This window comes from Enterococcus avium ATCC 14025 (assembly GCF_000406965.1).
Lineage (GTDB): Bacteria > Bacillota > Bacilli > Lactobacillales > Enterococcaceae > Enterococcus_A > Enterococcus_A avium.
In genome coordinates this window covers 297008-311111 of record NZ_KE136357.1, presented here as the reverse complement: position 1 = coordinate 311111, position 14104 = coordinate 297008, and the positions used below count along the sequence as shown (strand labels likewise).

At 36.8% G+C, this 14104-nt stretch carries 14 protein-coding genes; 8 read left to right on the top strand and 6 right to left on the bottom strand.

The window, feature by feature from the left end; all coding sequences use genetic code 11:
- The first annotated feature begins 31 nt into the window (after positions 1–31).
- The 3 genes from OMU_RS01470 (at position 32) to OMU_RS01455 (ending at position 3906) form a co-directional block, all read left to right on the top strand.
- Positions 32–1816 (top strand): sigma-54-dependent Fis family transcriptional regulator, encoded by a 1785-nt coding sequence (locus OMU_RS01470; protein WP_016178205.1) that lies wholly within the window; start codon positions 32–34, stop codon positions 1814–1816.
- Positions 1817–1932: 116 nt separating this feature from the next.
- A protein-coding gene (locus tag OMU_RS22755; RefSeq protein ID WP_248620879.1) for an IS3 family transposase occupies positions 1933–3353 on the top strand; the annotation gives its coding sequence in 2 pieces (ribosomal slippage) (positions 1933–2410 and positions 2410–3353; 1422 coding nt in all).
- Positions 3354–3618: 265 nt separating this feature from the next.
- A complete protein-coding gene (locus OMU_RS01455; RefSeq protein WP_016178202.1) occupies positions 3619–3906 on the top strand; it encodes a hypothetical protein in 288 nt (95 codons plus the stop codon).
- Between the two features lie 46 nt (positions 3907–3952).
- Here the strand turns inward: OMU_RS01455 and OMU_RS01450 are convergent, their stop codons facing one another.
- Positions 3953–4267: a hypothetical protein gene (locus OMU_RS01450; protein ID WP_016252558.1), complete on the bottom strand. Its 315-nt coding sequence runs from the start codon at positions 4265–4267 to the stop codon at positions 3953–3955.
- 283 nt (positions 4268–4550) lie between these two features.
- Between OMU_RS01450 and OMU_RS01445 the strand changes: the two genes are divergently transcribed.
- The 4 genes from OMU_RS01445 to OMU_RS01430 are packed head-to-tail and all read left to right on the top strand — an operon-like array spanning position 4551 to position 8248.
- Positions 4551–5264 carry an ABC transporter ATP-binding protein gene (locus OMU_RS01445; protein ID WP_016178200.1) on the top strand — a complete coding sequence of 238 codons (714 nt, stop codon included), beginning with the start codon at positions 4551–4553 and terminating at the stop codon, positions 5262–5264.
- A gap of 11 nt (positions 5265–5275) precedes the next feature.
- Entirely contained in the window at positions 5276–6055 is a 780-nt protein-coding gene (locus OMU_RS01440; RefSeq protein ID WP_016178199.1) for an ABC transporter permease, read from the top strand.
- Positions 6056–6107: 52 nt separating this feature from the next.
- On the top strand, positions 6108–6797 hold the full coding sequence (locus tag OMU_RS01435) for a response regulator transcription factor (protein WP_016178198.1): 690 nt from the start codon (positions 6108–6110) through the stop codon (positions 6795–6797).
- Positions 6794–8248 carry a sensor histidine kinase gene (locus OMU_RS01430; RefSeq protein WP_016178197.1) on the top strand — a complete coding sequence of 485 codons (1455 nt, stop codon included), beginning with the start codon at positions 6794–6796 and terminating at the stop codon, positions 8246–8248. Before OMU_RS01435 ends, OMU_RS01430 begins: the two co-directional genes overlap by 4 nt.
- Positions 8249–8600: 352 nt before the next feature.
- On the opposite strand, the gene OMU_RS01425 is transcribed toward OMU_RS01430, so the two are convergent.
- The 5 genes from OMU_RS01425 to OMU_RS01405 form a co-directional block, all read right to left on the bottom strand.
- Complete coding sequence (locus tag OMU_RS01425) at positions 8601–9206, bottom strand: DUF975 family protein (protein ID WP_016178196.1); 606 nt, start codon at positions 9204–9206, stop codon at positions 8601–8603.
- Between the two features lie 20 nt (positions 9207–9226).
- Positions 9227–9652 (bottom strand): flavodoxin domain-containing protein, encoded by a 426-nt coding sequence (locus OMU_RS01420; protein WP_016178195.1) that lies wholly within the window; start codon positions 9650–9652, stop codon positions 9227–9229.
- A gap of 21 nt (positions 9653–9673) precedes the next feature.
- Positions 9674–10240 (bottom strand): TetR/AcrR family transcriptional regulator, encoded by a 567-nt coding sequence (locus OMU_RS01415; protein ID WP_016178194.1) that lies wholly within the window; start codon positions 10238–10240, stop codon positions 9674–9676.
- 403 nt (positions 10241–10643) lie between these two features.
- Positions 10644–11171 carry a GNAT family N-acetyltransferase gene (locus OMU_RS01410; RefSeq protein WP_016178193.1) on the bottom strand — a complete coding sequence of 176 codons (528 nt, stop codon included), beginning with the start codon at positions 11169–11171 and terminating at the stop codon, positions 10644–10646.
- A 130-nt stretch (positions 11172–11301) separates the two neighbouring features.
- Positions 11302–12891, bottom strand: a complete 1590-nt coding sequence (locus OMU_RS01405; RefSeq protein WP_016178192.1) for a glucosaminidase domain-containing protein — start codon at positions 12889–12891, stop codon at positions 11302–11304.
- Between the two features lie 244 nt (positions 12892–13135).
- Between OMU_RS01405 and OMU_RS01400 the strand changes: the two genes are divergently transcribed.
- A complete protein-coding gene (locus OMU_RS01400) occupies positions 13136–14092 on the top strand; it encodes a GIY-YIG nuclease family protein (protein WP_016178191.1) in 957 nt (318 codons plus the stop codon).
- Positions 14093–14104: the final 12 nt, after the last annotated feature.

The following is a 14104-nucleotide window of genomic DNA, read 5'->3' as shown; positions in this document are numbered from 1 at the left end:
TGTCCCAATATGAAACAAGAGGTGAAAAAGCATGTCAGCAAAAATCAAAATTTTAGGAATTGCTCCTTATGAAGAACTAAATAATTCCATGAGTATCGTCAGTAAACAATTTACTGATGTAGAATCCGACATCTATACAGCTGATTTGAAAGAAGGACAAAAAATTGCCTCAGAGCTGTTTGAAAATGACTATGATGCGATCATTTCTCGTGGAGGAACTGCTGATTTAATTCGTCAGGTAGTCTCAATTCCAGTGATTGATGTCTCAATTTCCATTTACGATATTCTTGGAACCATACGTTTAGCTAAAAACTATACAGAAAATTTCGCAATTGTCGGCTACGCCAGTATTACTGAAACGGCTCATTTGCTTTGTGATATTTTAGGATACACGATTAAAATCATCACATTAGATGAATCAACGGATACGAGTATGACCTTGGATATCTTAATCGAGGAGCAATACGAAATGATTCTGTGCGACGCCATCACGAATCGGCTCGCACTGACGAAATCAATTAATACTATTTTGATCACTTCGGGGTTTGAAAGTATCAAGCATGCTTACCAGGAGGCTTTGACGATTGCCAAACAATTAAAAAGAGTCATTCATGAGAAATCAGTCTTGGAAGAAAGTCTTCACCAGCAAAAACAGGATTTTATCATCATTGATGAGGCCTTTCAGGTGTATTATGCAAATACGTCGAATGATTTATCCAGCTCGATCGCCAAATTTTTAAACACAAAAAAAGATATGACAGACGAAAACCAATACTATCATACCTTTAAAAACAGGGTCTATATGCTTAATGTAAAAAAAATAATAGTTGATGAGCGAACCTACTATAGCTGTATTCTAAAAATTTCGACCCCGCCTATCATAAATAATCGCTTTGGCATTTTTTACCAAAAGCGCTCTGAGGTGGAAGAAATTTTTACAACAAAGCTTTTATTTACTCAATTTATTCAAGAGGAAACAAAAAGAAATCTGCAACGAATCAAAAATTTCTACAATTCTATCATTATCGTCGGCGAGACCGGAACCGCCAAATCCAGTATTGCCTATCAGACCTTTTTGAATCAAGAAATGCATAATAATCAACTAATCTCAATTGATGCCAAGCTGATGAATGAAAAAATGTGGAAATTTCTCGTAAATCCCACCAATGGTCCATTGGTTGATGAGCATAATACCCTGCTCTTTCAAAACATCGAACAACTTTCAGTAAGAGACGCGGAACAGCTGATTACAATCGTTAAAAACACCAAGCTCCTGCAAAGAAATAATTTGTTGTTCACCTATAATACCAATAATGCTAGTGAAGAGAAAATCTATAATCGTTTATTATTTGAATTAAATTGCGCCAGTATCTACGCCCCGCCTCTCAAGGAACGAAAACATGAATTGAGTGTGATCACTACATTATTGTTGAATAAAATAAACATCGAATGCAATAAAGATGTACTTGGTTTTGAACCAAATGCCTTAAAAGAATTTCTAGCCTTCGAATGGCCAGGAAATTTCAATCAGCTACAATCCGCTCTTAAGGAATTAGTCATCAATGCAACCACTCATTACATTTCTGAGCATCAAGTGATTCAGTTGTTAAAAAAAGAACGGTTGATTCAACATTTCTCAGACTCGCATCTGGGAAGCTTTACCTTACAAACAAAAGTTGAAAATCCGACGCTTTTTGATTATTCAAAAGAAATCATCTTAAACGTGTTAGAGCAAAACAATGGCAACCAAACAAAAACCGCGGAACAACTAGGGATCAGCCGAACATCATTGTGGCGATATTTGAAGACAGACTAAAAATCTTCATTAGTCGCTCCATTCTAAAAAGAAACCGAACGAGCATAATCCTTCTATTATGAACCGACCCCCAAAAGTTAGACCAAAAATCTAACTTTTTGGAGGTCGGTATTTTTATGACTGAATATGGCTTTGAAATCAAGCTGAAAGTTGTTCAAGATTATTTGGATGGAAAAGGTGGCTATCGCTATCTAGCGAAAAAGTATGGAGTTAAGAACGCGGATCAAGTAAGAAGCTGGATTAATTCCTATCAACAATTTGGTGAGGAAGGACTCTTTCGAAAACATTATGATAATACTTACTCTGTTCAATTCAAGATGGATGCGATAGAGTTATATCAAACGAGTGAGTTGTCCTATCGTGAAGTTGCCAATAGACTCGGTATGAGGAATCATGCTCTGATTGCCAGTTGGATGCGGAGTTTTCGAGATGATGGTATCAAGGGACTCTCAAAACCGAAAGGACGTCCACCTACCGTGCCTAAGAAAAAAGAAAAGCCAAAGAAAGATTTTGTTAAAGTAACATCGGAAGAACGCGACCGTATTAAAGAATTAGAAAAACAAGTCCGTTCACTTCAGATAGAAAATGCCTTTTTAAAAGAACTGAGGAAGCTGCGAAATCAGGAAGCCCAACAAAGACGAACGAATCAATCGCACGAATCATCCACAGCCTCCGAGGATCCTTCAAATTAGTTGAGCTTCTTGAGACCTTGGACTTTCCTAAAGCAACGTTTATGTACTGGCAAAAACGATTTGACAGAGAAAACCCTGATCAAGAAATTGAAGCCGAAATGCTTCGTATTCGTAAAGAACATAAAAATTATGGCTGTTTACGAATGACGAACGAACTAAAGAATCGTGGATTCCATGTTAATAAAAAGAAAGTCCAACGTTTGATTCGAAAACTAGGAATCGAAGTGCGTTCATACACGCGGAAATCACGGCGCTACAGTTCTTACCGAGGAAAAGTCGGGAAAGTGGCGAAACACCGGATTCGTCGTCACTTTTATACGACTATTTGTCACCAAAAAATTACGACAGATACAACAGAGTTCAAATATCTTGAAGTGGATATCAAAGGCGTGATCCGTCAGAGAAAGTTATATCTGGACCCGTTTATGGATATGTATAATAGCGAGATTCTTTCGTACCGCATCTCGGAAAAGCCAAATGCCTTGGCAATCATGGAAGGCTTAGAAGAAGCCATAGCGATCACGAATGATTGCCCGTATCGTCGCACTTTCCACTCGGATCAAGGCTGGGCCTATCAGATGAAAGCCTACCGTCGAAAACTAAAGAAACAGAAAATTTTTCAAAGTATGTCTCGAAAAGGAAATTGTTTAGATAATTCCATCATGGAGAATTTCTTCAGTCTTCTAAAACAAGAAATTTTTCATGGAGAAACCTATCACAGTTTTGATGAACTAAAAACGGCGATTGATGATTTTATCTATTACTACAACAATCACCGGATGAAACAGAAATTGAACTGGAAAAGCCCTGTTCAGTTTCGAGAAACAGCACAGAAAGCGGCATAATCGCTTAGCTTAAGAAACAAAAAACGGAGTAGATTTCTCTACTCCGAAAAAAGTCTAACATTTGGGGGTCACTTCATTAAAGAAGCTTATGCTCGTTCGGTTTTTACTTGATGTCTTTCAAGCTGATTACACTTATTGCTGTTTCTTTTTCCCGTTTTTTTTATGATGAGTAAAAAAAACGACAGTAAAATATACAGAATCCGCAGCAGTTTCACATTTCATTTTCGTATAATAAAGGGAGAAACTAAATAATTAAAGGAATCAGGTGATCAATTTGGAAAAATATGTCTATGCTGTCATGTTAACGTCTTCCATTTTTCTGAAGGTTACGTCCACCATCAGCCTTTCGCTTTTTCTGCTATTATTCGGAATTGTTGCTGGGATTGTTGCCGGTCGCGTCTTCCTTTTTCACAAATATGATTTATTTTTACCTGTTTTCAAAGTCAATATTCTTAATGAAAATGGTAAATTAATCATCCTTTGTACCAGTGTCCTCGTCTATCTCATTGCATTATCTTTTATCGCCATTGGCTCGTGGCTTTTTTTTCAATAATACAAGCAGTTAAAAAGAGGAGATCTGCCTGCAGATTTTCCTCTTTCTATTTACTTTTTGCGTTTACAATAGTATTTGTCACATCAATTACAAGCACATTCTCTTCTACTAAACACAACTCCTTTGTTAGCAGCTTTTTTATTTCTTCTTTTGTTAAATGAGTTCTTCCCTTATACACACCCTCACCATAAATTTCCCAATCCACAGCGTCCTTTATCTTTTCATGTTGAATGAAATTCGGTGCGGGATCTACTTTTATTGAAACAATCAGTTCATATAAAATTGCGTCAGCCTCTGCCTTCTTCGTTGGTATACCGCAATTATTAAGAAATGACTTCAAATATTGGAAAGACTTTGCCATCTTCTTCACCCCATATCCCTTTTTTCATTCACCAAAAATCATCCGATTATATCAAATTAATTATACCAAAATATGATAAAAATTAATAAATACTAACTGATTATCTCTAAAGCTCCAACTATTTCGTTTTATTTTATTTGTAAGGTTACTTTAAGGTTAAGTCCAGTTCTATGCAAGTTTTCCTCTCTATACTGTAGTCATGAGGAACAGAAGATTTGCTTAAATATTTTGATTGAGTAATATATGCTCAACCTATTTTAAAAACAATGAGGAGGAAAGAATCATGGTAACAACAACCATTTTAGAAATTAATAATTTACGGAAAAGCTATGGACAAAACGAGATCTTAAAAGGGATTAATTTGCAACTGCTGCCAGGGAAAATTACTGGTTTGTTGGGACGAAATGGTGCTGGAAAAACAACCTTGATGAAATGTATCTTGGGATTAACGGCAAACTATCAAGGGGAGATGACTTTTAACGGACAATACTTAAACACAACAGATACACAAACGAAAATGAAAATTGGTTCATTAGTGGATGTTCAATTTTATGAAGACTTGAATGCTTATGATAATTTGATGCTTTCGATTCGATTAATTGACTCGATTCCTCGAAAAAAAAGAAAACAGATGATTATGGAAAGTTTAGAGTTTGTGGAACTGAGCAACGCATCCAAGAAAAAGGTCAAAAATTTTTCTTTCGGTATGAAGCAACGTTTGGCTTTGGCCCTATCATTGATTACAAAACCAGAGCTATTGATTTTAGATGAACCATTTGTGGGTTTGGACCCAATTGGTGTGGAAGAAGTTAAAGAATTGTTACAAAAACTCTGTCGAGAGCATGGTACAGCGATTCTTTTCTCCAGCCATCAAATGCAGGAGGTTTGCGATTTGACTGACAATATTTTGGTATTAAGCAACGGAGTTATCAGCTATTCTGATCAGAACACGCACGTTGAAAACCAGCAGGCTCAATTAATTGAGCAAATGAAATAGGAGGAATCATCATGGAAATATGGAATATTTATAAAATGGAAATAATCAAAACATTGAAACGAAAAAATAGTTTAATTCTGTTGATCCCATCAATTTTGATCGTAATCATGGCATTTGGTATTTCGACAGGCGGATTAACGTTTACTGGTGAAGGGATATCTAGTGATGGAACGTTTGCTTGTCTTGACTTTGTTACAGCAATGTGGGGATTTTTCAGTACGCTGGGAATTTGGGGGATTTTACTGATTTTAGTCACAGCTTTTCAGTTTTCTGGCGAGATTACTAGCGGACAAATCAAAATGACCTTGGTACGAATTGGTAAACGAGGTCCAATCATCATCGCGAAATTTTTTGCTCTTACAACTGCAGCAATTGGAGCTTTTGTCCTGTTTACACTCACTGCGGTTGGTAGTTACTATCTCTTTGTTGCCAATTCCTCTATCGGAAATGCGAGCTTCTCTTCTGCGACGATTGATTTTCCTAACTTAGTAGCAATGATTGGGTTTATCCTTTTACACCTAGCATTATTTATGGCAATTGCTTTACTTGCGGGATTATTTCTATCTCCTTTTATCGCCTTTATCCTTTCATTAGTTAGTTTGTTTGCGGTCAATTATTTAATTAACAGTAATGCATTTGAGTTTGCGAAATATTCAGCGTTGTCGGTCAGCAATCATTTGATTAGTGGAGAAGCGGAAAATCTAATTCCTGCACTTTTATCTTCCATCTTAATCATCGCTTGTATTTTGATATCAACCTCCCTGCTTTTTAAAAGAGTAGATATAAAATAGCTTCTTGAACGGTATAATAGAGAATAATAGATGAGCAAAGGAGTGTTGTTCAATGGGATTCTCAATTTTAGTAGCAGATGACGAGCAAGGAATCATTGATTTCGTCACTTTATATTTAGAAAAAGACGGCTACACCGTTTTTACCGCAACAGATGGGGAAGATGCATGGGCACATATTCAGCAAGAAAAAATTGATCTGGCGATTTTAGATATCATGATGCCAAAAATGAATGGCTATCAATTGATCAAAAAAATTCGAGCAGAAAAAAATATACCGATCATTTTCTTAACTGCGAAAGACGCGAGTGCAGATAAAGTCTTAGGACTGGATATTGGTGCAGACGATTATGTAACGAAACCTTTCGATCCTTTAGAATTGGTAGCGCGCGTCAGCGCTCAGCTTCGCCGCTTCTATTCTTTAGGTGCCCAAGAGATAAACAGTCCGAAAAAAATCGACCTACATGATCTGACTCTCGATCTTGAACAATGCCTCCTTTTCAAAGGAAATGAACAAATCGCATTAACCTCGATTGAATTCAAAATCTTACGGTTACTAATGAGCTCCCCTGGCCGTGTTTTCACTAAAAAGCAGATTTATGAAGCTGTCTGGGAAGACACTTATATCGTTGATGACAATAATATCATGGTCTATATCAGCCGTCTTAGAGAAAAATTGGGAACCAGAGAGGAGGAATCCTATATCCAAACAATCCGCGGATTGGGATATAAGATACTGCCATGAAGAAGAAGCCTAAAACACTTGGACGTTTTTTGACTAAAAAATATATTACGACTTCGCTTCTATTATTAGTATTGGTTTCATTATTTGGTACGATGGCTCAGTTTTTTATTTCTAGTACCAATGAGATGATTAAGAACTTATGTGCTCAAACTATCGTCCGTCCAGATTATAAAAAAATCGATATTTCTACCTTAAAAGATCTGGATGGATGGTTAGAAATCCTAGATGAAGAGAATAATGTCATATACACCAAAGGAAAAGTAGCAGAAAAAAAAATACACTACTCACAAAATGAATTATTAGAAATGGACGCGCTACAATCCATAATCAATCAAAAGCTCTATCAAATTGGTATTATTTCATTTAAGTTTAACGATCAACAAACAAAATATATGGCTACCTTTGCTCCCTTCAAAGGAGTAGACGGTCATGAGTACGTTTGTATAACTAAGATGCCACAAAAAACGATTCGTGGAAACTTTATGTTGGTCTTTAATCGACTTTACTCAGCAACCGCATCAGCTAATTTAAAAAATATTGTACTTCTACTTATTCCATTATTATTAATTTTCATCTTCTGTTTGAAACGCTACTCTAAATCAGTCAAAGAGCATCTCATCGCTCCGAACACTGTTCTAATTAATGGATTACGTACAATAAAAAATGGCGATTACTCAAAAAAGATTCATATGAACGCAGAATATGAGTACGTGGAAATTGAAGATTCCTTCAATCATATGGCAAGGCAATTGGAAGAAGCTGAACAACAACGAGTCCTCTATGAAAAAGAACGGCAACTGCTATTTGCGAACATGGCTCATGACTTGCGAACCCCCATCACCACTATTCATGGTTCTGCTAAAGCTGTAGCAGATGGATTAGTTAGCGAAGATAAATTGAATCAAACAATGGAAACGATTATTACGAAGACAAATCACATGAATGAACTTGTTAATCGCTTATTGGTTTTCTCAAAACTCGAAAGTCCTGACTATCACCTTCAGCAACAAAAAATTGATCTATCTGAGCTACTTCGCGAAGTATTATTGGAACATCTAGATTTAGCTGAAAAAAATCAGATTGACATGATTATTGATCTGACAGATGATCCATTGGAAATCTTTGGCGATCCAATTGAACTACGTCGTGTATTTGACAACCTGATTGGTAATAGTATCCAGCATAATTCAGCGAATACGACTGTTCAAATTCGACTCTATCCATTAAATCATCAAGTGATTTTAGAGATTAAGGATAATGGCAATCCCATTCCAAAAGAATTACAAGAACATTTATTTGAACCCTTTGTCAGCGGAGACAGTTCTCGCACCACAAAAAATGGCAGTGGCTTAGGTCTAGCAATCAGCAAGAAGATCGTTGAGAAGCACGGGGGCAAAATTTCCTTTGTTGAATTAAACGAGCACGAGAAAATGTTTCGAGTAATTTTGTAAAATAAGTGAATAAGGCTGAACAAAAAAGATAATTTGCGATAAAGACTAGATCAGAAAAATAAATTCATTTTCTGCTATCGAATCGACTCAATAGGCTTTTGAATTATCCCTTATGGTTGAAAGACCCAAAAATCAAAATTTACTCTGTCGCTTTATGACAAACTAAAACGCTAGCGAACTTCTTCCAATCGATGAGAAGCTCACTAGTGTTTTATCATTATCGACCTTGTGAAAGGCTCCCAACCATTCACAAATATGCTGAAAAATCGACATATAGGATTGACTTTTCTCGGTCAGCGAATATTCTATTTATGGAATTAATTAGTGACTATTCTTTTGGAAAGCAGAGAAACTATCCTTCAAAAACATGAGATTCTTGACTCTGCATATCTGCAAACGCCGCGTACTCTGTCACACCCATGTATGGCATCAACCACAGTAAAGAGAGACCAAAGGTCAAAATCGACAGTGTGATCCAACCTAACCAAGACAACTGTAAAACGAATAGATGAGACTTTCTTCCATTGGTGAGTTTTTTACTTCTATTTAATGCTTCTCGAATGCTGATCCTCGGATTTTCTTCTAAAAAATAGACGGCCATGCTATAGCTGTATAATTTAACGATCCCAGGAATAACCAATAAGCAAGACCATAAAGTGACCCAAATTCCAATCCATAAAGACAACCCGACACATTTAAAACAATGACTAAATCCACTGAGTAAATCAGCAAGCTGCACTTTCTCATCATGGTGCAGTTTTCGATTCATCCGGATACTGCTAAATAATAAACAACTTCCGCAAACTACACTGAGACTGATCCCTAAAATCGGAACATGACTGAATAGTCCATAAAATAGAATCAATCCAAAGATGATCCCATAGATTCCAGCCATATATTTCCAACTACCCTGCAAACGTTCTTTGGCGACCAGTTTATATTCTGCTCGATAAAACATCTTAATTCACCCTTTCATTTTTAAATCAATCCATGCTTTGCCAGTGACGCATCGATCTCCTCAGATTTTAGCCACGCACAATCTGTTACTTTAGTGAACGGTGCCAACCCTCCGCACTCTACTACATCTAGTTGATCTACGAGATTTTTAGGGAGATTCTTTTCAAGTGTTTTATCGATCGTTTCCGGATAAAAGTTGCTGAGGAACAGAATCGTTTTTTTAGAATTTAATAGCTGTGAATTCTTTGCTAGAAATTTCTTGACCGGTTTATACATTTTCGCCATGCGAATGCCTGACCCGATTAGCACCGCATCATATGCTGAAATATCCGGTATTACCTCGTTTAAATTGATTAACTGACTACCAACGATCTGTGCAGCGATGTACTCTGCACAAATTTTTGTCGTACCTGATTTGGAACTATAAACAACTGCAACCTTCTTCATTTTGTTACACCCTTTCTCAAATTACTGGACTAGTGATAAATTTTTGAAAATCGTCTCCACCAACATTTCCTGCTCTTCTTCGACTGATTTTAAATCCTTCTGCAAATAGTTTTGATAGCTGTCTGCGTTTAAAAATATCACCTGCAATGGCAGTAGCAGCTGAGCCGCAATAAGTTTAAGCTCGTATTCTGATTTTTCTGCTTGAAAAATCTCCTTCAAAATTGGCTGAATCATTTTGTTTGTGCCAATTCCGCCATCATTCATTTCATTCAGAATAGAAATTTTGACTAAGGGATAATGTTGGTAGCCTAAGCTGACGATTCCTTGGATCATTTCCTTCAGTCGACGTAACGGATCTGCTTCTGTAGAAGTTCTTTGGATAATATCTTCAAATAGATTCCCCATACAGATATTGACTGCTTCCAGTAAAAGATTTTCCTTTGACTTGAAATAGTAATTGATTAATGCACTATTCACTCCAGCTCTTTCTGCGATTTGACGGTTCGTCAATTTTTCAATATTTTGATTTTCCTGCATCGCTGTAACAACAGTATCTAAGATCTTTTTCTGTGCATCTGATTGTTCCATTTTTTATACCTCCTGACGATTCATTAACCATGGTTTAATCATGATTAATCCTTGATTAAACTATAGCACGCCTATTTAGTCCAGTCAATAGAAAATCAAAAAAAGGTCAGTCAACTAAATGACCAACCATTTTAATTAGAAGCAAACTAAAGTATTATGCTTTACACTTACAGATTTTTTTCTATGCCAACCGATGCTTCCGGTTCTTCTAACTCTATTTCATCAGCCAAATATTGTCGATCCAACATTTTGATAAATTATTTGACCAAACTAGCCACGTACTTAAAGATTTCCAGATCGAGGGATATCCCAAAAGAAAACATAATCATTTTTTTACTACATTCGAACCATTTTCAATAAGGGGAAGCAAAAAAAAGCTGACAAGATTCCTAGATCTCATCAGCTATTCCTTCAAAGTTAATTTCAACAAATATGATGGATGCTCCAATCCAGTTGGTTCATAATATTCCTTCCTTTGAAATTCGAACCCTAATTTTTGCAATAACTTCTTAGAGGCATGATTCTCCGGATGATGTCCCGCAAATAATGCCTTCAAATCTGTTTGAGCCTCCGCATAAGAAATTACTGCTCTAGCAGCTTCAGCAGCCAAGCCTTTTCCCCATGCTTCAGGAACTAAATGAAAGCCAAGTTCGGAAATTCGGTTTTCTAAATCGTAATGATGCAACCCACAACAACCAACAAACTTATCGTTTTGCTTAAAAAAGAGCGGCCAATACTGAAAACCAAACTCCTCTTGACTCTGAATTTCTAAAGATAATCGTTGAATCACCTGATCTTTTGAAAGGCAGCCGTTCTTAGCAATAAAATGCGTTACCTTTTTGTTCTCCCATAATTGTTCTGCTAAAGCTATGTCGATTTCTGACCAAAACGAAAAGTAAAGACGCTCTGTTTTCAATAGTTTTTCTCGCAAGTTACTCTCCTATCATTTTCAAAAATGTCGTCACTTAATTTAGCGGATATTATTTCTATTAATCAATCAAAAAATATCCAAGCAGATTAATGTGAATTAAGCCTGCTTGGATATTATTTTTAAGTTAATTTTAGTATACGCGAACTCCGAAATCTGGTGCGTAATATTGAGTCGAACCATACTTCACGTTTTCACCTGGTTGAGGAGCATGAATGTACTGATCGCCTCCTGCTGAGATTGCCACATGATAACTTGATCCTTGGTCACCCCAGAATAATAGGTCACCTTGTTGTGCTTGGCTAACATCAATTGTTGTGCCTGATGATTCTTGTGCCACAGTCCAAACACCGATATCTTTCCCCGTTACTTGCTTATAAACATATTGAGTAAGACCTGAGCAGTCAAAGCCGCTAGTATCTTTTCCACCCCATACGTAAGGTGTGCCAATATATTTTTCCGCTTCATTAACAATTTGCTGACCCCGAGAATCAGTTGTTTGTTCTGGAGCTGTTTGTTGCTGCTCACCTGAAGTTGCCGGTGTTTCTGGTGCTGGTTGTTGTTCAGGTGTTGTTTGTTCTGGCTGTACTTGTTCAGGTTGCGTTTGTTCAGGTTGTTGCTCTGGTGTTTGTACTTCAGCCGGTGCTTGTTCTTCTTGAACTGGCGTTTCTGGCGTTGGCTGTACTGCATCTGGTGTTACAACTGATGCTTCTGGTACTTTATTTGTTTCCTCTTGTACTTGTGTATTTTCTAGTACCGGTGTATTATCAATAATCGGTTCATTAACTACTGGAGTGGTGTTTTCGACTGGTGTTGCTGTTTCTACAGGAGTAGTTGAAACAACCGGAGCTGTTTCTTCACTTGCTGTTCCATTGCCAACGACCACTCTTTGTCCTTCATAAATGATGTTATTATCAATCTTGTTCCATTCAGTAAACTCATCAACACCAATTCCGAATTGATCCGTGATAGAATTAATCGTGTCACCAGTTTGAACTGTATACTCTTGTGGTTGTGCCGGAGTTTCCATAGCAGGCTGTGCTACTGGCGGTGTCACTGGTTCAGTTGCGTCATAGCTAGTTAAATCATTTTCTTGAATCACTGAAACCAATTTTTGAACATAACTTTCATCGTCATTAAAACGTCCCTTTAGTGCTTCAGCAGCTGTTTGATAATCTTTAGCGTTACTGCGCCATGTGCCGCTGAAATAATTTTCGTTGCCATCGCGTGAAGTTGTCTTAATGATCTCAATATAATCTTGGATTGCTTCTTTATAAGAACCGTAGTGCTTCATTTCTTTCTTTTCAGTAGCACCAGTTTCTTGGTTCGTTTTATCCAACATTGCAGATTGACCTTTGTATTGACCTTCTAAACCAAAGAGATTGTAATAAGGGGCTTTCGCAAATTCATTTTGTCCCCAATCACTTTCAACGATGGCTTGAGCGATCATAATTGAAGCATACAGGTCATGTTTTTCGGCTAACGGTTTGATTTCATTTGAAATCTCATTAATGAAAGCCTTCTTATCAACATTTGACGTGGTGGCGGTTGTTTTTCCTTCAACAGCTTCTACTTCGTTAGTGTTTAGTAGTGGTGCCGCTACTGAAACCGCTACTAGTGCCGTACCTACTACAGCAGAACCTTTTTTAATGTTACGGTAATTGATGGTCTTCTGTCGCTTTTGTTGACGCAATTCACGTCTGGTCAAAACCTTATTTGACATTTAACATCTCTCCATTTCTCTCTCTCATTGCTTTCTTAACGTAATTAATTATAACACAATAGAAATGGATGGTCATTGTTTAACAACTGCATTTTTTGATATTTTAGATTATTTTTTCAGAGAATAGACCAAAAACGCCTACTTTTCAATTATTTTCAAATTTCTTAAAAAATTGATTCTGGAATAGTCTTTTAAACGATTTATTAAAAGTCTTTTTGTCAAATCGAACAAACGGAGTGAAACGATGCTAAAAGAGAAAATTAAGAATTTACCAAAATCACCTGGAATTTATAAGATGAAAAACACGCACGGAGATATTATCTATGTGGGAAAAGCAAAAAATTTGAAACAACGAGTCAATTCTTACTTTATTCAAAATAGGCAGCACTCACGAAAAGTTTTAGAAATGATTCGTTGGATCGATGATTTTGATTACAAAACGGTCGATACAGAATTTGATGCTCTCTTATTAGAATGCCATTTAATTCATCAAATTCGCCCTCGTTATAATCGAATGATGAATTACTATGAAGGTTACGGCTACTTTCAATTTATTGATAAAGCTCCGTATCTGAAAGTCTTAAGTGAATGGTCTGAAGATGGCTTAGTCATCGGTCCTTTTTTTAAACAAAGCAAAATCCAAGAATTGAAGCAAATTATTAATAGTACCTATCGTTTAGATGGCCCATTAAAATACGTAGCGGGAATCGTTAAAAACTACGATGATATGACACCAGAGGCGGAATTTGAATTGCGTATTCAGGAGATCAAACAGACTCTTTTAGGTCAATCTACTGCTTTACTGACCCGCATTGATCAGCGAGTACAAGCGGCGAGTGAACGACAGGATTATGAAGCCTCTGCTCAATGGTGGAATTATTATCTAACTGTACAACGCTTTTTGCGACGTAATAAGCAGCTGATCCAGATTATGCAAAATCAGACGTTTGTTGGGATACTACAAGAAGATGGCGTCTATTATTGTTATCTCTACGCTAAAGGAGAGTTGTTGAATCGAGTGGTCTATCACCGTAAACCGACCTTTCAACAAGCGAAAAAAAGATTGGAAAAAGATATTTCAAAGAAAACCTGGCAACGTCTTGCTTCTAAAGAACGGTTAGAAAAGGCGGATGTAGACCTGTTCCCTATTTTCTTTAATTATTTAAATCAACACGGACAAGTTTTGGGTTTTGAAGCGTAAAATAGATAGTTC